Origin of the sequence: [Mannheimia] succiniciproducens MBEL55E (assembly GCF_000007745.1) — a bacterium.
In the GTDB taxonomy this organism is placed as follows: Bacteria; Pseudomonadota; Gammaproteobacteria; order Enterobacterales; family Pasteurellaceae; genus Basfia; species Basfia succiniciproducens.
In genome coordinates this window covers 388511-410817 of record NC_006300.1, presented here as the reverse complement: position 1 = coordinate 410817, position 22307 = coordinate 388511, and the positions used below count along the sequence as shown (strand labels likewise).

Here is a 22307-nt window from a genome sequence, read left to right as displayed (position 1 = left end):
TTATGCAGCTTTTTGTGCTTCTTTAACTAAAGCGGCCACACGATCAGATAAGCTTGCGCCTTTTTCTAACCAAGCGTTAACACGGTCTAATTGGATACGAAGACGTTCTGCATTACCCGCCGCTAATGGGTTGAAGAAACCGACACGTTCGATAAAACGACCGTCACGCGGGCAACGGCTGTCAGCTACTACGATTTGATAAAATGGGCGTTTTTTAGCTCCGCCACGAGATAAACGAATGGTTACCATAACCTTCCTCTAAATGTTTAATAATAAAAGAAAACCTGCTACGAAGGGGCAGGAATGCTTACTCTTTTCTCTGTATATATAGACAAAAAGCCTGAAGATTATACATTTTTAAGCCTAAAAAGCAAGGTTTATCTTAGTCTCGACTTTTGTTAAAATGAGAGGGATTTTAGGGGCAATTTATTATGCAAAAACTTCTCGTTATCCGTAATGACAAACTTGGCGATTTTATGCTTATTTTTCCGGCATTGGCATTGCTTAAAAAATCTTATCCGCAGCTGAAAATCAGTGCCCTTGTGCCCGCATATACGGCACCGATTGCTGAAATCTGCCCTTATATTGATGAAGTCATCATTGATGCAAAAAATAAAAAAAATCCGGCGGAATTTGACCGCACTTTGCAATTAATAAGAGCACAAAAATTCGATGCGGTAATTAGTTTTTTTTCAACCTGGTATAATGCAAAGCTGGTTTGGAAAGCGGGGATTAAATACCGCTTGGCGCCGGCAACTAAGCTATTTCAGTTTTTGTATAATCATCGCTTAACGCAACGTCGTTCCCGTTCGGAAAAAGCGGAATATGAATACAATATGGACTTAGCCCGTCAATTTTTACGGGATCACAATATCCCCATCATTGAGCCTTCCGCACCATATTTACAATTTGCCAAAAGTGCGGTGGAAAATCAGAAAATTTTATTAAGCGAGCAACTTAATATTAAACAAGATAAAAAATGGCTGTTTGTCCATAGCGGTTCCGGTGGTTCGGCAAATAATCTTTCTTTACAGCAATATGCAGATCTGATTCAAGGCATTTTGAGAGAATTTGATTGTTATATTATTCTAACCGCCGGCCCGAACGAGGAAGAAAAAGCCCGACAACTGGCAAATTTAGTGAGCCGCCCGAATGTGGTGGTTTATGCGAAAAACAACGGATTAGTGGATTTCGCCCGTTCCCTGGCATGCGCCGATCTGTATATTTCCGGCTCAACCGGTCCATTGCATCTTAGCGGTGCACTAAATATCCCGACTATCGGATTTTATCCAAGCCGATTATCGGCGATTCCCCGGCGCTGGCGACCAATCAACGCACCGGATTATCATATTGCTTTCTGTCCGCCGTTCAAAAAAGAAGTGGAAAAAAATCTAACCGTAATTTCCATTGCCGAATGTCTGAAAGACATTATTCCTTTCATTAGGACTCACTGGCATTAAAAAACAAAGGCGCTTTCAATTCGGCGCCTTAGCTTTGTGTTGGATTATTTTGTTTTTGTTCTTACCCACAAATCCGCATATTTATTAAAAGTAGAATTTGCGGAGAGAATGGCAAGTAGTAATCCTTGTTTGCCGTCTAAAAAACCGGCTCGCAAAATATACATTTTGACAAAGCAACCTAAAGCATGGGTAACGGCATTAAAAAGACTTGTCGATTTGCCCGCCGCGGCTTTTTGTTCCGCCCATGCTTTTCCATAACCGGCTGATTTTATTAAATAATGATAGACATCTTTATAAGTGTAATGTTCTAAATCACCCGTTAATTTTTCCACTTTGACATTTACCGGATAATGCACTTTTTCATGTACCAATTCGTCACCATATTGTGCAACATGAGTTTTATACAGGCGCAAAACATAATCCGGGTACCAACCCGAATGGCGGATTTTCCGTCCGAAAACCTCACTCAAACGTGGAATTTGATAAAGCGTAGAATCTTCGTTTTTTTCGACCGCACTTTGAATGGAATGGCGAAGTTCAGGAGTAACACGTTCATCTGCATCAAGCCATAACACATAATCGCAAGTTACATATTGCTGAGCCAATTGACGTTGTTTTCCAAAACCTTGCCAATCAGTATTAGTGTAAAACTTGGCGCCATAACTCAAGGCGATTTCACGGGTTTCATCCGTACTTCCGCTGTCTAAAATAACAATTTCATCAACCCAATCTTTTACTGTATCTAAACATTTTGCGAGATCCTGCGCTTCATTTTTTACAATCATTGCAACACTGATGGTCGGCATAACAAGTTCCTTTTACTGATTTTTGGCTATTCTAACACAGAATTTCTAAGAAAAAGTACCGCACTTTAAGCTTGAATCTAGCAAATTCGGATAGATCCCATTATAATCAGGGCGCTTATTAAATTTGTTGACGTTTTAAGCACAAGCTCAACTTTAACTAAAATCAGGGTAATTATGTTTAAAAAATCTAAAAAAATTTTTGCCGTTTCCTTTATTGTGGCAACGCTAGCGGCTTGTGCCGATACCGCACAAATCAATCAAGAAGCGGCTTCAAGCTATACGCAAACTATAAATCAAGCTCGTGCCAAAGGTGTTGTAGATACATCCTCTGCTACTTCAAAGCGAATTCAAAGCGTATTTAACCAAATGGTTCCCTATGCCGATAAAGAAAACACTACCGGTGTAAAATTTAATTGGCAACTTACCGTTGTAAAATCAAACGAACTCAATGCTTGGGCTATGCCGGGCGGAAAAATGATGTTCTATACGGGTTTAGTGGATAAACTTAATCTAACTAATGATGAAATTGCCGTAGTAATGGGGCATGAAATGGCTCACGCGTTACAAGAACATGGCAAACAATCCCGCAACGTAGGCATTATGACGGGAATTCTTGGAGCGGCAGCCGATATTGCCGCAGCGGCAACTTTAGGTGTTGATACGGGAGGCTTGGGAGGAACCGTTGCGGATTTGGGAGTAAATAAACCATTCTCTCGCAGTAATGAAACAGAAGCTGATGAAATAGGGCTATTTTTAATGGCTAAGGCGGGATTCAACCCGCAGGCTGCCCCACAACTTTGGGTAAAAATGCAAAAAGCGGGGGGGAGCAACGGACCGTCACTTCTTTCCACTCACCCGAGTGATGCTTCCCGCCAGGAAAATTTACAACGACTAATGCCGGAAGCATTGAAGATCTATAAAGCTCGAAATAGCAAATAACTTCCCTACAGTAATCCATAAATAAATGGGTTAGTACCAAAAAAGGTCTAACCTATTTTTATATCTAAAATAGATAATTTTCTTATCAAACTATCTAATCTATTAAGATTCAAGAGTTTTGAATTAAATGACTAAAGAATTAATTAAATATAAGGTATGAGAATAATAACCAAATTTATATTCTAAGAATAGAAAATTTTATAGAGATAATGAAAAGATGGCAGGGGCGGAGAGGCTCGAACTCCCAACACCCGGTTTTGGAGACCGGTGCTCTACCAATTGAACTACGCCCCTATTGGTATGAAAATGAATTGGCGGAATGGACGGGACTCGAACCCGCGACCCCCTGCGTGACAGGCAGGTATTCTAACCAGCTGAACTACCACTCCGCTAAAAGTTGGTAAAATTGGCAGTGACCTACTCTCACATGGGGAAGCCCCACACTACCATCGGCGTAACAGCGTTTCACTTCTAAGTTCGGCATGGAATTAGGTGGGTCCACTGCACTATCGCTGCCAAAAAATTGTTTATTTTGTTAATCCACTCAAAAAATGAATTAACAAAATAATAACCTGGCGGTGACCTACTCTCACATGGGGATGCCCCACACTACCATCGGCATAACAGCGTTTCACTTCTGAGTTCGGCATGGATTCAGGTGGGACCACTGCACTATCGCCGCCAGGATAATTCCGTTTCAGATACTGACCGCGGATTCTTCTCTCCGCTATCACTAGCCTACTTCTAGTCTTCTACTCTTTTATTCTCTAAAATTAAAAACAAGCCGATTCCCTGACTACTTACTTATTCCGTAATAACTTTCACTACCAAAAACACTTGAGCGTTGTATGGCTAAGCCTCTCGGGCAATTAGTACCGGTTAGCTCAACGTCTCGCAACGCTTACACACCCGGCCTATCTACGTCGTCGTCTCCAACAACCCTTACAGTATTAAATACTGGGAGAACTCATCTCGAGGCAAGTTTCGTGCTTAGATGCTTTCAGCACTTATCTCTTCCGCATGTAGCTACCCGGCAATGCGTCTGGCGACACAACCGGAACACCAGTGATGCGTCCACTCCGGTCCTCTCGTACTAGGAGCAGCCCCTCTCAATTCTCCAACGCCCACGGCAGATAGGGACCAAACTGTCTCACGACGTTTTAAACCCAGCTCGCGTACCACTTTAAATGGCGAACAGCCATACCCTTGGGACCTACTTCAGCCCCAGGATGTGATGAGCCGACATCGAGGTGCCAAACACCGCCGTCGATATGAACTCTTGGGCGGTATCAGCCTGTTATCCCCGGAGTACCTTTTATCCGTTGAGCGATGGCCCTTCCATTCAGAACCACCGGATCACTATGACCTGCTTTCGCACCTGCTCGACTTGTCCGTCTCGCAGTTAAGCTTGCTTATACCATTGCACTAACCTGACGATGTCCGACCGTCATTAGCAAACCTTCGTGCTCCTCCGTTACTCTTTGGGAGGAGACCGCCCCAGTCAAACTACCCACCAGACACTGTCCGAGTACCCGTTCCAGGCACTTCGTTAGAACATCAAACGTTAAAGGGTGGTATTTCAAGGATGGCTCCACGATAACTGGCGTTACCGCTTCAAAGCCTCCCACCTATCCTACACATCAAAATTCAAGGTTCAGTGTCAAGCTATAGTAAAGGTTCACGGGGTCTTTCCGTCTAGCCGCGGGTACACCGCATCTTCACGGCGATTTCAATTTCACTGAGTCTCGGGTGGAGACAGCCTGGCCATCATTATGCCATTCGTGCAGGTCGGAACTTACCCGACAAGGAATTTCGCTACCTTAGGACCGTTATAGTTACGGCCGCCGTTTACTGGGGCTTCGATCAGGCGCTTCTCTTGCGATAACGCCATCAATTAACCTTCCAGCACCGGGCAGGCATCACACCCTATACGTCCACTTTCGTGTTTGCAGAGTGCTGTGTTTTTAATAAACAGTTGCAGCCAGCTGGTATCTTCGACCGGTTCAACCTTCAAGGGTATACCTCTACAATCTACGCCGGCGCACCTTCTCCCGAAGTTACGGTGCTATTTTGCCTAGTTCCTTCACCCGAGTTCTCTCAAGCGCCTGAGTATTCTCTACCTGACCACCTGTGTCGGTTTATAGTACGGTTTATTATAATCTGACGCTTAGTGGCTTTTCCTGGAAGTGTGGTATCGGTTACTTCGGCACCTTAGCGCCTCGTCATCATCTCTCGGTGTTGATAAGCGTCCGGATTTGCCTAAACGCTCCACCTACCAACTTAAACGACCATTTCCAACAGGTCGATAACCTAACCTACTCCGTCCCCACATCGCAATTATAACAAGTACGGGAATATTAACCCGTTTCCCATCGACTACGCTCTTCAGCCTCGCCTTAGGGGCCGACTCACCCTGCCCCGATTAACGTTGGACAGGAACCCTGGTCTTCCGGCGAACGGGTTTTTCACCCGTTTTATCGTTACTTATGTCAGCATTCGCACTCGTGATACGTCCAGCAGCCCTCTCGAACCACCTTCTTCCGCTTACACGACGCTCCCCTACCCAACAGGCGTATCACTAATATTCCTCACGCTCCACTCGCGCCTTTCTGTTCGCTCTCGCTTACAGCCGACTCAACGTGTTGGTCGCTTAACCAACTTGCTCTCTTCCTTCGCAAGTTGTTAATCGTAAGGCGTATTAGTGATACGCCTGATGCCGCAGCTTCGGTGCTATATTTGAGCCCCGTTACATCTTCCGCGCAGGCCGACTCGACTAGTGAGCTATTACGCTTTCTTTAAATGATGGCTGCTTCTAAGCCAACATCCTAGCTGTCTAAGCCTTCCCACTTCGTTTCCCACTTAATATAAACTTTGGGACCTTAGCGTGCGGTCTGGGTTGTTTCCCTCTCCACGACGAACGTTAGCACCCGCCGTGTGTCTCCTATGCATTACTCTTCGGTATTCGCAGTTTGCATCGGGTTGGTAAGCCGGGATGGCCCCCTAGCCGAAACAGTGCTCTACCCCCGAAGGTATTCACATAAGGCTCTACCTAAATAGATTTCGGGGAGAACCAGCTATCTCCCGGTTTGATTGGCCTTTCACCCCCAGCCACAGGTCATCCGCTAATTTTTCAACATTAGTCGGTTCGGTCCTCCAGTTAGTGTTACCCAACCTTCAACCTGCCCATGGCTAGATCACCGGGTTTCGGGTCTATATCATGCAACTCGACGCCCAGTTAAGACTCGGTTTCCCTTCGGCTCCCCTATTCGGTTAACCTCGCTACATAATATAAGTCGCTGACCCATTATACAAAAGGTACGCAGTCACCCTCGCGGGCTCCCACTGCTTGTACGTACAAGGTTTCAGGTTCTATTTCACTCCCCTCACCGGGGTTCTTTTCGCCTTTCCTTCACAGTACTGGTTCACTATCGGTCAATCAGGAGTATTTAGCCTTGGAGGATGGTCCCCCCTTCTTCAAACAGGATTTCTCGTGTCCCGCCCTACTTCTCGCAAGCTCAGTACCACACAATGATTTTCAAGTACGGGGCTATCACCCTGTGCCGCCCGGCTTCCCAGCCGGTTCCTCTAATCCTCATGCTATCACTTGCCGGCTCTTACGCTTTCGCTCGCCGCTACTGACGTAATCTCGGTTGATTTCTTTTCCTCGGGGTACTTAGATGTTTCAGTTCTCCCGGTTTGCCTCAATAACCTATGGATTCGGTTATTGATAGTAGATTCTTCATCTACTGGGTTGCCCCATTCGGATATCTTGGGTTAGACGCTTCTTATCAACTCACCCAAGCTTTTCGCAGATTAGCACGTCCTTCTTCGCCTCTGATTGCCAAGGCATCCACCTTGTACGCTTAGTCACTTAACCATACAACCTCAAGTATTCTTATACCTGTGTCGTTCGTTATTACTAAACACTTGACCGCTTTTGCCCGGCCAAGATTTTTTATACTCAGACTTTCTTTTCAGAAAATCTCTCAGTTTTTCAGCTTGTTTCCAATTTTTTAAAGAACAAAAAGATAACGCCTTTCGGCTATCATCATGACTAAATAAACAAAGTCCGGTCAATTCCGGCAAGAACATTGCCTGACCCTCGATTCACTTAGTCATGATGATTGGTGGAGATAAGCGGGATCGAACCGCTGACCTCCTGCGTGCAAGGCAGGCGCTCTCCCAGCTGAGCTATATCCCCAATCCGTTTGCACCTTACAGTGCAACCTTTCCTTTTAGCTTTCACTCGTCCAGCCGGCCTCGCCGCGCTTGAGTGGTGGGTCTGAGTGGACTTGAACCACCGACCTCACCCTTATCAGGGGTGCGCTCTAACCACCTGAGCTACAGACCCAAAAGGATGTTGGTTTGTCTCTTTCTATCAAACAATCTGTGTGAACACTTGCCAGTCGCCTAAAACTTGCTAAGGAGGTGATCCAACCGCAGGTTCCCCTACGGTTACCTTGTTACGACTTCACCCCAGTCATGAATCATACCGTGGTAAACGCCCCCCCGAAGGTTAAGCTATCTACTTCTGGTACAACCCACTCCCATGGTGTGACGGGCGGTGTGTACAAGGCCCGGGAACGTATTCACCGCAACATTCTGATTTGCGATTACTAGCGATTCCGACTTCATGGAGTCGAGTTGCAGACTCCAATCCGGACTACGATGCACTTTCTGAGATTCGCTCTACCTCGCGGTATCGCCGCCCTCTGTATGCACCATTGTAGCACGTGTGTAGCCCTACTCGTAAGGGCCATGATGACTTGACGTCATCCCCACCTTCCTCCGGTTTGTCACCGGCAGTCTCCTTTGAGTTCCCATCTTTACATGCTGGCAACAAAGGATAAGGGTTGCGCTCGTTGCGGGACTTAACCCAACATTTCACAACACGAGCTGACGACAGCCATGCAGCACCTGTCTCAGAGCTCCCGAAGGCACTCCCGTATCTCTACAGGATTCTCTGGATGTCAAGAGTAGGTAAGGTTCTTCGCGTTGCATCGAATTAAACCACATGCTCCACCGCTTGTGCGGGCCCCCGTCAATTCATTTGAGTTTTAACCTTGCGGCCGTACTCCCCAGGCGGTCGATTTATCACGTTAGCTACGAGCACCAAGCCTAAAGCCCAATCCCCAAATCGACAGCGTTTACCGCGTGGACTACCAGGGTATCTAATCCTGTTTGCTCCCCACGCTTTCGCATATGAGCGTCAGTATCTTCCCAAGGGGCTGCCTTCGCCTTCGGTATTCCTCCACATCTCTACGCATTTCACCGCTACACGTGGAATTCTACCCCTCCCTAAAGTACTCTAGACTCCCAGTCTGAAATGCTATTCCCAGGTTAAGCCCGGGGCTTTCACATCTCACTTAAAAGTCCGCCTGCATGCCCTTTACGCCCAGTTATTCCGATTAACGCTCGCACCCTCCGTATTACCGCGGCTGCTGGCACGGAGTTAGCCGGTGCTTCTTCTGTGATTAACGTCAATTGCTTGTCCTATTAAAACAAACACCTTCCTCGTCACCGAAAGAACTTTACAACCCGAAGGCCTTCTTCATTCACGCGGCATGGCTGCATCAGGGTTCCCCCCATTGTGCAATATTCCCCACTGCTGCCTCCCGTAGGAGTCTGGACCGTGTCTCAGTTCCAGTGTGGCTGGTCATCCTCTCAGACCAGCTAGAGATCGTCGGCTTGGTAGGCCTTTACCCCACCAACTACCTAATCCCACTTGGGCTCATCTTATGGCGGGTGGCCCGTAAGTCCCACCCTTTAATCCGAAGATATTACGCGGTATTAGCGACAGTTTCCCGTCGTTATCCCCCTCCATAAGCCAGATCCCCAAGCATTACTCACCCGTCCGCCACTCGTCGGCAAAGAAAGCAAGCTTTCTTCCCGCTACCGTTCGACTTGCATGTGTTAAGCCTGCCGCCAGCGTTCAATCTGAGCCATGATCAAACTCTTCAATTTAAAAAGTTCAATCGCTCAAAATACTGACTATAAATCATTAATTAAATTAACTTTGTTCAGCACTCTAAGTCTTATTTAAATTTTTTGTTTAAACGAATCTTTCAAGTGCCCACACAGATTGTCTGATAAGTTGTTAAAGAGCAAAAAAGAACGACGCACCGGATTGTTGTTAGCTTTCACAACGGTGCGTCGTTGTGTGAGGCGTATTATAGGGATTTCGACTCCCTTTGCAAGCTTTTTTTGTTAAAATATTTAAAATACTTTTCAAAAGATTACTTTTTGAGCTTTTTGTTTGTTTATTACAGTTAAAACGCTACTTTTTTAGACGTTTTATAATTCTTGGCAAATCCGCAATAGAATCTAAAACATAATCCGCTAGTTGCTCTCCGGCTTGAGTAACTGTTTTACCTGTTTTCACCAATACTTTATATTTCACATTCGCGGAAACGGCCGCTTTTAAATCTTCTACTTTATCGCCGACCATAAAAGATTGCGCGGGATCTATGTTTAATTCCTCAATAGCTTGCAGCAACATACCCGGTTTCGGTTTTCGGCAATCGCAGTCCTGCCTATATTCGCCCAAACCTTCAGGATGATGAGGGCAATAATAAATGCCGTCTAAATCGACATTTCTATCCGCAAGCGACCAATCCATCCATTCCGTTAATTGTAAAAATTCGTCTTCTGAAAAATATCCGCGGGCGATTCCCGATTGGTTTGTGACTAACACCAATAAATAGCCCATGTTTTTTAATTCCTCTAAGGCTTCGATACTTCCTTCAATAAAGTGGAAGTCATCTATTTTGTGCACATAACCATGGTCAATATTAATTGTGCCGTCTCTATCTAAAAAAATTGCCTTTTTCACCATTCTTTCCTTATTCAATCCTTTCTTTTTATTATCATCTTTCTTATTTAAGTTAGCAAATATAACTAAGTAATATCATAACATTCTAAAAAGCGCGGTAATAGTTATTGACACAAACGTCTAGACATCTAAAATAGTTCAAATCTCACTAAAGTATAACAATAGAAAACAAAAGGGCTTATATGATTAAGCTAAAAAATATTAGCAAAATTTTTGATGTGGCGGGTAAAAAGCTTAACGCATTGGATAATGTCTCTTTAGATATTCCTAAAGGCGATATTTGCGGCGTAATCGGTGCCTCCGGCGCCGGCAAAAGTACGTTGATTCGTTGCGTGAATTTATTGGAAAGACCGACTTCCGGTTCCGTTTTTGTTGACGGACAGGATCTTACTCAGCTAAGCGAAGCGCAGCTTATCGCCGAACGTCGTAACATCGGTATGATATTCCAGCATTTTAATCTGCTTAGTTCCCGTACCGTTTATGAAAATGTTGCGTTGCCATTAACATTAGAACATATGGCAAAAGAAAAAATTCATGAAAAAGTGACCGCACTTTTAGCTTTAGTCGGATTAACGGACAAAAAAGATGTGTATCCGGCAAATCTTTCCGGCGGCCAAAAACAACGTGTGGCTATCGCCCGCGCCCTTGCCAGTGATCCGAAAGTATTGCTTTGCGATGAAGCCACCAGTGCATTAGATCCGGCAACCACTCAATCTATTCTCAAATTATTAAAAGAAATTAACCGCACTTTGGGCATTACCATTCTACTTATTACCCATGAAATGGATGTGGTGAAAAATATTTGCGATCAGGTTGCGGTTATCGACAAAGGACAATTAATCGAACAGGGTTCGGTAAGCGAAATTTTCTCTAACCCGAAGACGGAATTGGCACAGGAATTTATCCGTTCCACCTTCCAGGCTAATTTACCCGAAGAATATTTGGCAAAACTAACGGACACGCCAAAACGGTCGGATTCTTATCCGATTATCCGTTTCGAGTTTACCGGTCGTTCCGTTGATGCGCCGCTACTTTCTCAAACTTCACGTAAATTCAACGTATCGTTCAATATTTTAGTCTCACAAATCGATTATGCCGGCGGAACCAAATTCGGTTTTACCATTGCGGAAGTTGAAGGCGATGAAGATTCGATTACGCAGGCTAAAATTTATTTAATGGAAAGTAATGTTCGTGTTGAGGTACTTGGTTATGTGGACTAATTTTATTGCTGATTTTTCAAAACAACTGACGCCTGAGGTATGGGCGTTAATCGGTTCCAGCACGCTTGAAACCGTTTATATGAGTTTTTCCGCAACCCTGTTCGCTGTCGTACTGGGCTTGCCTTTAGGCGTTTATAACTATTTAACCAAACCAAACCAAGCATTAGCTAATACAAAAGTAAACCGCTTCCTTGAATGGGTGATTAACATCGGGCGCTCGATTCCTTTTATTATTTTATTATTTAACCTAATGCCGGTGACGCGCTTTTTAGTCGGCACTACTTTAGGGACAACCGCCTCAATTATTCCTTTAGGCGTTTGTGCATTGCCTTTCTTCGCCCGTTTGACATCAAATGCCCTTGGCGATATTCCCTCGGGATTAACGGAAACGGCAAAAGCCATGGGGACCACCGTTTGGCAATTAGTAACTAAGTTTTATTTACCTGAAGCCTTGCCTATTTTAATTAAAGCGACCACATTAACTCTCGTAACCTTAATCGGTTATTCCGCAATGGCGGGAGCCGTGGGTGGCGGCGGTTTAGGAAATACGGCAATTTCTTACGGTCTGCATCGCAATATGCCTTATGTATTATGGATTTCAACAATTATTATTGTAGTTATCGTAATGTTATGTGAAAAATACGGAAATAAACTCGCTGATCATTTCGATCATCGTTAATTTTTACTATTAAAATCTGATGAAGGAAACACAACTATGAACTTTAAAAAACTTTTAACCGTTGCGGCGGTAACTTCAGTTTTTGCCTTAACCGCCTGTAACGACGAGAAAAAAGCGGATACTGCGGCGCCTTCCGCACAAAACACGCCCGCTCAAACCATTACTGTCGGCGTAATGTCCGGTCCCGAACACCAAGTTGCTGAAATTGCTGCAAAAGTAGCAAAAGAAAAATACAATTTAAACGTTAAATTCGTTGAATTTAATGATTATGCATTACCGAATCCTGCGGTTAGTAAAGGTGACTTAGACATTAATGCAATGCAACACAAACCTTATTTAGATGAAGACGTGAAGAAAAATAACATCACAAATCTTACTATTGTGGGCAATACCTTTGTTTATCCGCTCGCCGGTTATTCAAAAACAATTAAAAATGTCAGCGAGTTAAAAGAAGGCGCTAAAGTTGCCGTACCTAATGATCCGTCAAACCAAGGCCGCGCTTTGATTCTGCTTGAAAAACAAGGTTTAATTAAATTAAAAGACAATACCAACCTTGCGGCGACACCATTGGATATTGTTGAAAATCCGAAAAACCTAAAAATCACACCGGTTGATACCGCCGTAGCGGCACGTGCATTAGATGATGTGGATTTAGCGGTGGTAAACAATACCTATGCCGGTCAAGTCGGTTTGAATACGGCGGATAACGGCGTATTCGTCGAAAGCAAAGATTCGCCGTACGTTAATATCATTGTTGCCCGTACCGATAATAAAGACAGTGAAGCCGTACAAAACTTTGTAAAAGCCTATCAAACGGAAGAAGTTTACCAAGAAGCGGTCAAATTCTTCAAAGACGGTGTAGTAAAAGGCTGGTAATTAAATCAGTTCTCATTGTTATAATGGTTAAAAGTGCGGTACGAAAATTTAAAAATTTTTGACCGCACTTTTAATTTGTAATTAAAAAAAGAAAACCTCTTGATGATCAAGAGGTTTTTTCATTTTATAACAATTAATTTTCAATTAAGTATTGCGCTAAGCCGTCTTGTGCCGCTTCAAATATCAATGAACTTTCCCTCCCATATTGGCGAAATAATGAAGGGATCTCATCCAACCGATGAGCTTTACCTAATTCACGCAACTCAATATAAAACTTCTTGGCAAGAGCTCGGGCTTCCGGAATAGCAAAATAATAAGAACCGACCCGAGTATAAAGCCCTTTCAGACTGTTTAACACCATACCGTAAATCGGATTTAAGGAAATAAACGCAAGTTTATGCAAAATTTCATAGTCGAAAGCTGTATAGCTTTCCGCCGTTTCAGGTAAATTTTCCAACCCATCGAAACTGGCTAACGCTTTTTCATAACTCACTTTAAATGCGCGAGGAATATAAATAATTGCGATATTGGTGCGGGCGGAAAGCATATTGGCAATAAGAGTCGGCGACATTGTGCTGTCTAAACGGACTAACACGTCTAAAATATTTAATCCGGAGGTTTGCCACACATCATTTACTTTTGTCGGTTTTCCGTGCTGAATGGTCAGCCAACCGTCTCTGGCAAGACGCTGCAGAACTTCTCTTAATGTGGTACGGGTTACACCGATTTTTTCGGCTAATTCACGCTCTGCGGGTAAATCCGTACCCGGAGGATAAAAATTACTCCAAATACTCTTCACGATATACTCTTCAGCCAAAGCAGCGGGACTTCTCGCTTTTAAAACTGAGGGGCTACTATTTGCGCTTTTTTGTGTAAACAAGTGAAATTTTCCTTAAAAACATGATCTACTTCTAAAAAAGTAATTTTTCATATTATCCTTTAATATGAAGTATATTACAATCAGCATCTGTATTATTAATATACTTAATTAACTTAACGGAAGAGTCTTTATTATGAGTGGCTACACAGCATTTTTTAACAATTTTCTAGGAAAAAGTCCAAATTGGTATAAATTATCTATTATCGTTTTCCTTATTTTAAACCCTATTTTATATTTTTTGATCAGTCCCTTTATCGCAGGTTGGTGTTTAGTCATTGAGTTTATCTTCACTTTAGCCATGGCGTTGAAATGTTATCCGTTGCAACCGGGCGGTTTATTGGCTTTTGAAGCTATCGCCATTGGTATGACAAGTCCGGCTCATGTAAAAGCGGAAATCATGGCAAGTTTTGAAGTAATCCTATTATTAATGTTCATGGTTGCCGGCATTTACTTCATGAAACAACTACTGCTGTTTGCATTCACCAGATTATTAATTACCGTTCGTTCAAAAATAGTTTTATCTCTTTCTTTCTGTTTAAGTGCGGCATTTTTATCGGCATTTTTAGACGCATTAACTGTTGTCGCTGTAATCATCAGCGTAGTAATGGGATTTTACGGTGTTTATCACAAAGTTGCCTCAGGTAATAATTTTGATGATTCAACGGATATCACTAACGATGAAAAAATCAAAAAAGATCAGCAGGTGCTGGAACAATTCCGTAGTTTTTTACGCAGCCTAATGATGCATGCTGGCGTGGGTACGGCTCTCGGTGGCGTAATGACCTTAGTGGGTGAACCGCAAAACTTAATTATTGCCGAGCAAGCAAGCTGGGGCTTCGGTGAGTTCTTTATTCGCATGGCACCGGTTACTGTTCCCGTATTAATCTGCGGTTTGATCACTTGTGTGATGATAGAAAAAATGAACATTTTCGGTTATGGAGATAAACTTCCTCGTAAAGTTTGGGGGATCCTTGCCAAATTTAATCGTGCCCAACAACAAAAAATGAATCGACAAGAAAGACAAAAATTGATTATTCAAGGTATTATCGGTATCTGGCTGGTATGCGGTTTAGCCTTTCACTTAGCGGCTGTCGGCTTAATCGGTTTGAGCGTTATCGTATTAACCACTGCATTTTGCGGTATTACCTCGGAAAGTACCATTGGTAAATCATTTCAAGAATCTCTTCCATTCTGTGCATTATTGGTCGTATTCTTTTCCGTCGTCGCCGTCATTATAGACCAACATCTTTTTGGTCCGATCATCAATTACGTGTTATCCGCAAGCGAAAGCACCCAATTACTGCTCTTCTATGGGTTTAACGGATTACTTTCCGCCATCTCCGATAACGTTTTCGTAGCAACCGTTTACATTAATGAAGCGAAAAATGCGTTACATGCCGGTATTATTTCATTAGAACAATTCGAACTGCTTGCGGTAGCCATTAACACAGGTACGAACTTACCTTCCGTTGCAACGCCAAACGGACAAGCGGCGTTTTTGTTTCTGTTAACATCTTCTTTAGCACCGTTAATCCGCTTATCTTATGGTAAAATGGTTTATATGGCACTCCCTTATACAATTGTGCTTACAGTTGTAGGTTTATTGGCAGTGGAATATATTCTTCCCGGCGCAACAAAATACTTTAGCAGCTTAGGCTGGATTACTGCGTTACCGGTATAAAAAAGGAAATCAAATGCTAAGTTTTTTCAAAACACTTTCGATGGGTCGCTCCGGTTGGTTACTATTGGCGTTTTCAGCCCTAGTGCTGGAATTAGTGGCTCTTTACTTCCAATACGGTATGCAGCTGCAACCTTGTGTTATGTGTGTTTACGAACGAGTTGCTTTAGGCGGTATATTATTTGCCGGTATTATTGGAGCAATCGCGCCGAGTTCATGGTTTTTCCGTTTTTTAGGAATTATCATCGGGTTAGGCGCATCAGTAAAAGGTTTCTTATTAGCCTTAAAACATGTTGATTATCAACTGAATCCGGCGCCATGGAATCAATGTGCTTATTTGCCTGAATTTCCGCAGACTTTACCTCTTGATCAATGGTTCCCTTATCTGTTCAAGCCGATCGGTTCTTGCAGTGACATACAGTGGTCGTTTCTTGGTTTTTCAATGGCTCAATGGATTTTGGTAATGTTCGCTTTTTATAGTATTTTATTGGCGATTATTCTTATCAGCCAAGTGAAAGCCGGGAAGCCAAAACATCGTGAAATTTTCCGCTAGTCGATGCCTTATCTTACAAATAAAAAACGTTTCTTTTCAGAAACGTTTTTTATTTAGCTGCCGAATTATAAGAATAAAATCTCAACATTCCTTAATCATTCAGTTAGATTCTTCAACATCACCAAGTAAAGCGGCATATTTTGTCGTATTAGGGCTTGCTTCCAACATTATTTTTAATGCCATAGTCAAAGGTACGGAAAGCAACATGCCGACGGTGCCTAATAACCAACCCCAGAATAATAAGGAAAGGAATACCACTAATGTCGATAATCCCAGTGTTCTCCCCATTAATTTGGGTTCTAAAAAATTACCGATAAGCATATTAATTGCGATAATCCCCGTCATCACGGCAAATCCGGTGGAAAATCCGTTTAACAATAATGCCTGTAAAACTATTGGAATGGCGGCAATAATCGAGCCGATATTCGGAATATAATTAAACAGAAAGGTTAAGGTTGCCCACAACACTGCATATTGTACGCCACAAGTTTCCAGCAGTACCCATGCACAAAGCCCCGTTAATAAACTTACCGCAGTTTTTACGCCTAAATAACTGATTACGCCCTGCAAAATACGTTCCAAATGTTTTTCTTCTTTACTTGCATCTTTTTCATTGCCGCTCAATGCCAAAGCAACTTTACGTTTTGCCGTAGGCGCTTCTAACAACATGAAAATAACGACTAAAATCAACACAAAGGCATTAGACAACACATTAGAAAAGCTCAACAGCAGACGGCTGACAAAATTCATTATCGAACTTGGGTCAAAATGTTCCAGAATGGTTTCTTTCTCTAAATTCAAGGGCAAATTCCATTTTTGGATTAATGCCGTGATTTCATTTAACCGTTCCGACATTAATACCCGATACTGAGGAATAGATTGTGAAAATTCGCGAATCGAACTATTCACCAGCCCCAGCAAAAAGAAAAAAACTAGCACAATAAATAAAAACAAAATACTGATCGCCAACCAATGAGGAATTTTCCGATTGGTCATAAATTTAATAATCGGCGAACAAATAATGGCGATGAATAAAGACATTAAAAATGGCACGACAATTTCACCTGCCATTTTTATTCCCGCCAAAATAATCACCAATGCGGCAAAACCGATTAAAAATTGATTTACCGAAACAGATTTATTCATAATGGGCTCTTATTTATTTTTGAACTCTGCATGATATTGATTTTTCATCTCAAGCAATTGTTTTGTCAGATCTTTTGCTTCTTCAAATTTTCCTTGCTGAGCAAGCTGATCCGCCTGTTGCACCACATCAATAAAATGCTGCATACCTTGTTGATAGGCTTTGAACTCCTCATCGGATTTTACAGTTGACGGGCGTTTATTCATAGCTTCCAAAGAAAATTTCTGTAAATTTTCCGATGCTTTATGGAATTCTTCCGCGCTGGCGGCACTGATAAGTTCGCTGTTGTATCTGCCCATCATTTGCATTTCGGAACGTACATTGTCGCCGTCACAGGCAATCAGACCGAAAGAAAACGCTAAAACAGCCAGTAAAGAAAGTGATTTTTTCATAAAGTTTCCTTAAAAAAGTGCGGTAAAAATAATTCTATTTTTACCGTTTTGAGTTGAATTAAAAATAAATTAAAGAGCGTCTTCGTTTTCTTCGCCGGTACGAATACGAATGACACGTTCCACATTATAAACAAAAATTTTACCATCGCCGATTTTGCCAGTTTGCGCCGTTTCCATAATGGCTTCAATACATTGATCCAATAATTCGTCGGGAATAATGATTTCAAGCTTTACTTTAGGCAAAAAATCCACCATATATTCGGCGCCGCGATAAAGCTCCGTGTGCCCTTTTTGGCGCCCGAAACCGCGCACTTCGGTAACCGTCATCCCGGTAATACCGATATCCGATAAGGATTCTCGCACATCATCCAATTTAAAAGGTTTAATTATTGCTTCAATTTTTTTCATGTTTTACCTCTTATAAAACTTTGCAAAAAAGCACCGCACTTTTAGCAGCGACGTGCGGATTTTGGTCTGAAACTTTCGATAACTTCCGGTTTTGTATCAACATAAATTCCGCTAATAAGCTGCAAACAATAAGGCACTGCAGCAAATACGCCTTTGACCAGTACATTACCTTCTTTATCTTTTACGCCTTCCAATGTTTCTTTAATGGCTTTAGGCTGACCGGGCAGGTTTAAAATCAGGCTGTCTTTTCGAATCACACCCGCCTGACGGGAAAGAATTGCCGTCGGGACAAACTGCAGGCTCACCTGACGCATTTGTTCTCCGAAGCCCGGCATTTCGCGATCCGCCACCGCTAATGTGGCATCCGGGGTTACATCACGCTTTGCCGGCCCCGTTCCACCGGTAGTTAATACCAAATGGCATTGCCGATTATCCACTAAGTCAATTAATGTTTTCTCAATTTCGGCTTGTTCGTCGGGGATTAAACGGGTTTCTACATCAAATTCTTCCGTTAATGCCGCTTCAAGCCAGGCTTGCAATTCAGGTATACCCTGATCTTGATAAACACCCTGAGATGCGCGATCCGACACGGAAACCAAGCCGATTTTTAATTTAGTTTGTGAAAGTGCGGTCATAATTTTCCTTTTTTTAACTTAATATCTTTTAGAACGGAAAGAGCACAGGAACCAAAAATACAGTGACTAACATCACTAATATGGTGAATGGTACGCCAATTTTAATAAAATCACCAAATTTATATCCGCCGGGGCCCAGCACCATAGTATTTACCGGAGAAGAAATCGGGGTCATAAAGGCGGCTGAAGCGGCAATGGCGACAGTCATGGCAAAAGGAACCGGTGATAAATTTAATTGATGCGCCATGTTGATTGCGATAGGCGCCATTAAAATTGCCGTTGCCGTATTTGAAATGAATAATCCCACTACAGCACAAAGAATAAATAAACTGATTAGAATCCAATGTTTACCCATATTACCTACGGTATTGATCATAAAGTTAACGACCAAATCCACCCCGCCTGTTTTCTGCAGGGCGATGGAAAAAGGCATCATGCCCACAATTAAGATCAGACTAGCCCAATGAATACTATCATAAGCGCTTTTGGCATCAATACAACGGAATTTACCGAGCATCAAACAGGCAATTAAAGCGGCGACCACATTTGGCACAACACCGCTCACCATTAATACCACCATAGTAACTACGGAAAGAATGGCATGCATAGATTGGCTGCGCGCCGGAACTGCCCGTTCAATTTCACTCGGGTAATCCAGTACAAAGAAATCTTTGGTACGATCCGGCAGTTTACGGATAAGTTTCCAATCGCCGATGACCAGTAATTGATCCCCTAATTTATAAGGTTCTTCCACCAAATGCCCTTGTAATAGTTCACCGTTACGTTTAATACCGATCACATTCAAACCGTAGTTGGAACGAAAACGCAATTCCGCCGCACTACGCCCGATGGCTACGCTGTCCGGCACTGGGGTAATTTCTACCATACCGACGGATTTAAGCTGCTCGTTAAAATGCGTATTACGGATTTCTGTCGGCTCCAGATGATATAAATGGCAAAAAGCGGATAAATCCAAATCGGGATTTGCCACGTCTATCAACAAAATATCTTTCTCTTTAATTTCCGTTTTCCCCAGGGAAGCGGCGATAAAAAGCGGACGGAAATGTTTCCAGCGTTCAATCGCCAGAATATTTAATCCGTAATTGGAACGAAGATGTAAATCTTCCACCGCATGGCCGATAAATTGCGAATTACTTTTTACTACAAACCGCTTTGTACGTTGATGAAGCTGATATTCTTCAATCAGATCAGTAATCGAATCTCTTTTTTGTTTTTGTTTTAGATCTTCCGTGGACGACGAAAGCCAACGGCGAACTAACAACATATAAAAAATACCGATAACCAGAATTGTTAAGCCAATAGGTGTGAAAGAAAAGAAGCTAAAACGCAGGTTATCGATACGCGCCAGTTCCGCATTGACCACCAGATTCGGCGCCGTAGCGATCAATGTCATCATTCCGCTAATTAAACCGGCGACACTCAGCGGCATCATCAAACGTTTGGGCGAGATATTCATTTGCTGACAAATCATCAGCACCACAGGAATAAAAATAGCCACTACGCCGGTAGAACTCATAAAGGAACCTAATCCCGCCACCGCTAACATCAGCAAAATCAAGACCTTAATTTCGCTGTTATTGGCAACCTTCATCAACCATTCACTTACCTGATAGGCAACACCGGTTCTTACCAAACCTTCCCCGACAATAAACAATAATGCAATTAAAATGACATTGGGATCACTAAAACCGGCAAATACTTCGTCCAGGCTTAAAATACCGCTTAAGCAAAACAAAAGCATTACCAGCAAGGCAATAACGTCCATATGTAATTTATTCTGCATGAACAGGAACACTGCACCAAGCAATAAGGCGACAACCCAAAGCAAAGGCGATTGAAACCAAATCAGCAATTGTTCATTCATTAATATGCGCCCTTTATCTAAATAAAACGGTTAAATGAGGATAAAATTATTCGTTTTCCAACAGCTTGCGTACCGGCGAAAAACTGCGACGATGTTGCGGCAAGACGCCGAATTCCGCCAATTTTGCCAAGTGTACTTTAGTGGGATAACCCTTATGTTTGGCAAATTCATATTGCGGATATTGCTTATCTAAGACTTCCATTTCATGGTCGCGGGAAACTTTCGCAATAATCGACGCCGCACTAATCTCCGCTACCAGACTATCGCCTTTCACTACCGCTTGCGCAGGTATTGCCAGTTGAGGAATGCGGTTACCGTCAATTAATACAAAGTGCGGTTGAATTTTCAGATTTTTTATCGCCCGCTGCATCGCAAGCATTGTCGCCTGCAAAATGTTCAACGCGTCAATTTCTTCCGGCTCCGCCCTGCCTAACGCCCAGGCAAGGGCTTTTTGCTTAATCTCTTCCGCCAGTTTTTCACGCTTTTTTTCGGATAATTTTTTACTGTCCGTTAACCCGTCAATAGGATTATTCGGATCTAAAATCACCGCTGCAGTCACTACGGCGCCAACCAAAGGCCCTCGCCCTACTTCATCAACACCGGCAATTAATTCAAAGCCTTGCGGATATTCAAATTCAGCCATTTACCTTCCCTTCCAATAAATCAGCCACCGCCTGAGCCGCCTGACTGTCCGCGTCACATTGAATCAGTTGGTGCAATTCGGTAAAGCGTTGTATTAAAACTTGGCGATTTTGCACCGCACTTTCCGTTTCATCCAGATAAACGGATAATTTTTCCACTAATTTTTCCGGGGTGCATTCATCCTGAATCATTTCCGGTACCAGCATTTCATCCGCCAGCAAATTCGGCAACGAAATATAAGCGGTTTTAACCAAGCGTTTCGCCAGCCAATAGGTCGCGGCTTTCATTCGATAACCTACCACCATCGGTGATTTACATAGCATACATTCCAACGCCGCCGTGCCCGAAGCCAATAAAGTCGCCTGCGCCGCAATCATAGCTTGACGACCGTGTCCGTCTAATAAAATCAAATCCAATTCCGGCGCCACTTTGGCTTTAACCTGCTCGAATTGTCGGCGGCGTTTTTCATTCACCAACGGCACAAGAAATTTTAAATCGGGATATTTCCGTTTAAGTAATTGTGCGGTCTGTAAAAACGGTTCCGCTAAAAATTCCACTTCCGAGCCCCGGCTACCAGCTAAAATTGCCACATATCGTTGATTTTCATCAATATTTAACATTTTACAGGCTTCCGTTCTGTTCGGGTTTAAAGGTATCGCATCCGCCATTGTATGCCCGATAAAACGACAGGGTACATTAAAGCGATCGTAAAAAGCTTTTTCGAAAGGTAAAAACGCGAGCACCAGGTTAGTGGCTTTGGCAATTTTATAGATACGGTTTTGCCGCCATGCCCAAACCGACGGGCTGACATAATGAATGGTTTTAATACCTTGCGCTTTGAGCCTGTCTTCTACGTAAAGATTAAATTCCGGCGAATCGATACCGATAAAAATATCCGGTTTCAGGGCTGATAGCTTTTGTACGATATCGCTACGAATCTTCAACAAACGAGGTAAATGTTTTAAAATCTCAACCAAGCCCATTACAGCGATTTCTTCTATATCCACCAGGCTTTCACAGCTTTCGGCAAGCATGTTTTTGCCGGCGATCCCCACAAAACGCGCCTGCGGATATTTAACTTTCAGCGCCTTAATTAATCCGCCGCCGAGAATATCGCCGGAAACTTCGCCGGCAACAATAGCAATAGTAGGATTATTTTTTATTAAATTTTCCATAATGGATCTCAAATAAAGCTATAAATGAGGAATTCATCTATGATGAACTTACTCAATCGCAGAAATTCCGTTAAAAATAACCGCACTTTGGCATATTTTTATT

The 22307-nt window shown here is 42.9% G+C and carries 18 protein-coding genes, 4 tRNA genes and 4 rRNA genes; 7 read left to right on the top strand and 19 right to left on the bottom strand.

Annotated features, from left to right (window positions below; genetic code table 11):
* Positions 1-249 (bottom strand): 30S ribosomal protein S16, encoded by a 249-nt coding sequence (rpsP, locus tag MS_RS02055; protein WP_011199622.1) that lies wholly within the window; start codon positions 247-249, stop codon positions 1-3.
* A 182-nt stretch (positions 250-431) separates the two neighbouring features.
* On the opposite strand from rpsP, the gene MS_RS02050 reads away from it, so the two are divergent.
* On the top strand, positions 432-1460 hold the full coding sequence (locus MS_RS02050) for a glycosyltransferase family 9 protein (protein ID WP_011199621.1): 1029 nt from the start codon (positions 432-434) through the stop codon (positions 1458-1460).
* A 44-nt stretch (positions 1461-1504) separates the two neighbouring features.
* On the opposite strand, the gene MS_RS02045 is transcribed toward MS_RS02050, so the two are convergent.
* Positions 1505-2266 (bottom strand): glycosyltransferase family 2 protein, encoded by a 762-nt coding sequence (locus tag MS_RS02045; protein ID WP_011199620.1) that lies wholly within the window; start codon positions 2264-2266, stop codon positions 1505-1507.
* Positions 2267-2440: 174 nt separating this feature from the next.
* On the opposite strand from MS_RS02045, the gene MS_RS02040 reads away from it, so the two are divergent.
* Positions 2441-3205 (top strand): M48 family metallopeptidase, encoded by a 765-nt coding sequence (locus MS_RS02040; protein WP_011199619.1) that lies wholly within the window; start codon positions 2441-2443, stop codon positions 3203-3205.
* A 218-nt stretch (positions 3206-3423) separates the two neighbouring features.
* Here the strand turns inward: MS_RS02040 and MS_RS02035 are convergent.
* The 9 genes from MS_RS02035 to gmhB form a co-directional block, all read right to left on the bottom strand.
* Positions 3424-3499: transfer RNA gene (locus tag MS_RS02035), tRNA-Trp, on the bottom strand.
* A gap of 18 nt (positions 3500-3517) precedes the next feature.
* A tRNA-Asp gene (locus MS_RS02030) sits at positions 3518-3594 on the bottom strand.
* A gap of 15 nt (positions 3595-3609) precedes the next feature.
* Positions 3610-3725: ribosomal RNA gene (rrf, locus tag MS_RS02025) — 5S ribosomal RNA — on the bottom strand.
* A gap of 50 nt (positions 3726-3775) precedes the next feature.
* Positions 3776-3891: ribosomal RNA gene (gene rrf / locus MS_RS02020) — 5S ribosomal RNA — on the bottom strand.
* A gap of 162 nt (positions 3892-4053) precedes the next feature.
* Positions 4054-7082 (bottom strand): 23S ribosomal RNA (locus MS_RS02015).
* Positions 7083-7330: 248 nt separating this feature from the next.
* Positions 7331-7406 (bottom strand) — tRNA-Ala (locus tag MS_RS02010).
* Between the two features lie 73 nt (positions 7407-7479).
* Positions 7480-7556 (bottom strand) — tRNA-Ile (locus tag MS_RS02005).
* A 70-nt stretch (positions 7557-7626) separates the two neighbouring features.
* Positions 7627-9169: ribosomal RNA gene (locus MS_RS02000) — 16S ribosomal RNA — on the bottom strand.
* The 16S, 23S and 5S rRNA genes sit together here with 4 tRNA genes alongside, the layout of an rRNA operon.
* A 313-nt stretch (positions 9170-9482) precedes the next feature.
* Positions 9483-10037 (bottom strand): D-glycero-beta-D-manno-heptose 1,7-bisphosphate 7-phosphatase, encoded by a 555-nt coding sequence (gmhB, locus tag MS_RS01995; protein ID WP_041640133.1) that lies wholly within the window; start codon positions 10035-10037, stop codon positions 9483-9485.
* A 182-nt stretch (positions 10038-10219) separates the two neighbouring features.
* Between gmhB and metN the strand changes: the two genes are divergently transcribed.
* From metN to MS_RS01980, 3 genes are read left to right on the top strand one after another with little or no spacing between them, the layout of a single operon-like run.
* Positions 10220-11257, top strand: a complete 1038-nt coding sequence (gene metN, locus MS_RS01990) for a methionine ABC transporter ATP-binding protein MetN (protein WP_011199616.1) — start codon at positions 10220-10222, stop codon at positions 11255-11257.
* Positions 11247-11936 (top strand): methionine ABC transporter permease, encoded by a 690-nt coding sequence (locus MS_RS01985; RefSeq protein ID WP_041639525.1) that lies wholly within the window; start codon positions 11247-11249, stop codon positions 11934-11936. The genes metN and MS_RS01985 overlap by 11 nt, the downstream gene beginning before the upstream one ends.
* Before the next feature lie 36 nt (positions 11937-11972).
* Positions 11973-12812, top strand: a complete 840-nt coding sequence (locus MS_RS01980; protein ID WP_011199614.1) for a MetQ/NlpA family lipoprotein — start codon at positions 11973-11975, stop codon at positions 12810-12812.
* A gap of 133 nt (positions 12813-12945) precedes the next feature.
* On the opposite strand, the gene fadR is transcribed toward MS_RS01980, so the two are convergent.
* Positions 12946-13692, bottom strand: a complete 747-nt coding sequence (fadR, locus tag MS_RS01975; protein ID WP_011199613.1) for a fatty acid metabolism transcriptional regulator FadR — start codon at positions 13690-13692, stop codon at positions 12946-12948.
* 133 nt (positions 13693-13825) lie between these two features.
* Here fadR and nhaB point away from each other — a divergent pair, with 133 nt between their 5' ends.
* Entirely contained in the window at positions 13826-15373 is a 1548-nt protein-coding gene (gene nhaB / locus MS_RS01970) for a Na(+)/H(+) antiporter NhaB (protein WP_011199612.1), read from the top strand.
* Between the two features lie 13 nt (positions 15374-15386).
* Positions 15387-15923, top strand: coding sequence for a disulfide bond formation protein DsbB (dsbB, locus tag MS_RS01965; protein WP_011199611.1), 537 nt, complete (start codon positions 15387-15389; stop codon positions 15921-15923).
* Between the two features lie 99 nt (positions 15924-16022).
* On the opposite strand, the gene MS_RS01960 is transcribed toward dsbB, so the two are convergent.
* From MS_RS01960 to lpxB, 7 genes are all read right to left on the bottom strand, one after another.
* The gene (locus tag MS_RS01960; RefSeq protein WP_011199610.1) at positions 16023-17069 is read right to left on the bottom strand and encodes an AI-2E family transporter; all 1047 of its coding nucleotides are present in this window, start codon (positions 17067-17069) and stop codon (positions 16023-16025) included.
* Positions 17070-17078: 9 nt separating this feature from the next.
* On the bottom strand, positions 17079-17459 hold the full coding sequence (locus tag MS_RS01955) for a cytochrome b562 (RefSeq protein WP_011199609.1): 381 nt from the start codon (positions 17457-17459) through the stop codon (positions 17079-17081).
* Between the two features lie 69 nt (positions 17460-17528).
* Entirely contained in the window at positions 17529-17867 is a 339-nt protein-coding gene (gene glnB / locus MS_RS01950) for a nitrogen regulatory protein P-II (protein ID WP_011199608.1), read from the bottom strand.
* A 41-nt stretch (positions 17868-17908) separates the two neighbouring features.
* Positions 17909-18502 (bottom strand): molybdopterin adenylyltransferase, encoded by a 594-nt coding sequence (gene mog / locus MS_RS01945; protein ID WP_011199607.1) that lies wholly within the window; start codon positions 18500-18502, stop codon positions 17909-17911.
* 28 nt (positions 18503-18530) lie between these two features.
* Positions 18531-20387 (bottom strand): SLC13 family permease, encoded by a 1857-nt coding sequence (locus MS_RS01940; RefSeq protein ID WP_011199606.1) that lies wholly within the window; start codon positions 20385-20387, stop codon positions 18531-18533.
* A 46-nt stretch (positions 20388-20433) separates the two neighbouring features.
* Positions 20434-21030, bottom strand: coding sequence for a ribonuclease HII (gene rnhB, locus MS_RS01935; protein ID WP_011199605.1), 597 nt, complete (start codon positions 21028-21030; stop codon positions 20434-20436).
* Positions 21023-22204: a lipid-A-disaccharide synthase gene (gene lpxB / locus MS_RS01930; RefSeq protein WP_041639522.1), complete on the bottom strand. Its 1182-nt coding sequence runs from the start codon at positions 22202-22204 to the stop codon at positions 21023-21025. The genes rnhB and lpxB overlap by 8 nt, the downstream gene beginning before the upstream one ends.
* Between the last annotated feature and the right edge of the window lie 103 nt (positions 22205-22307).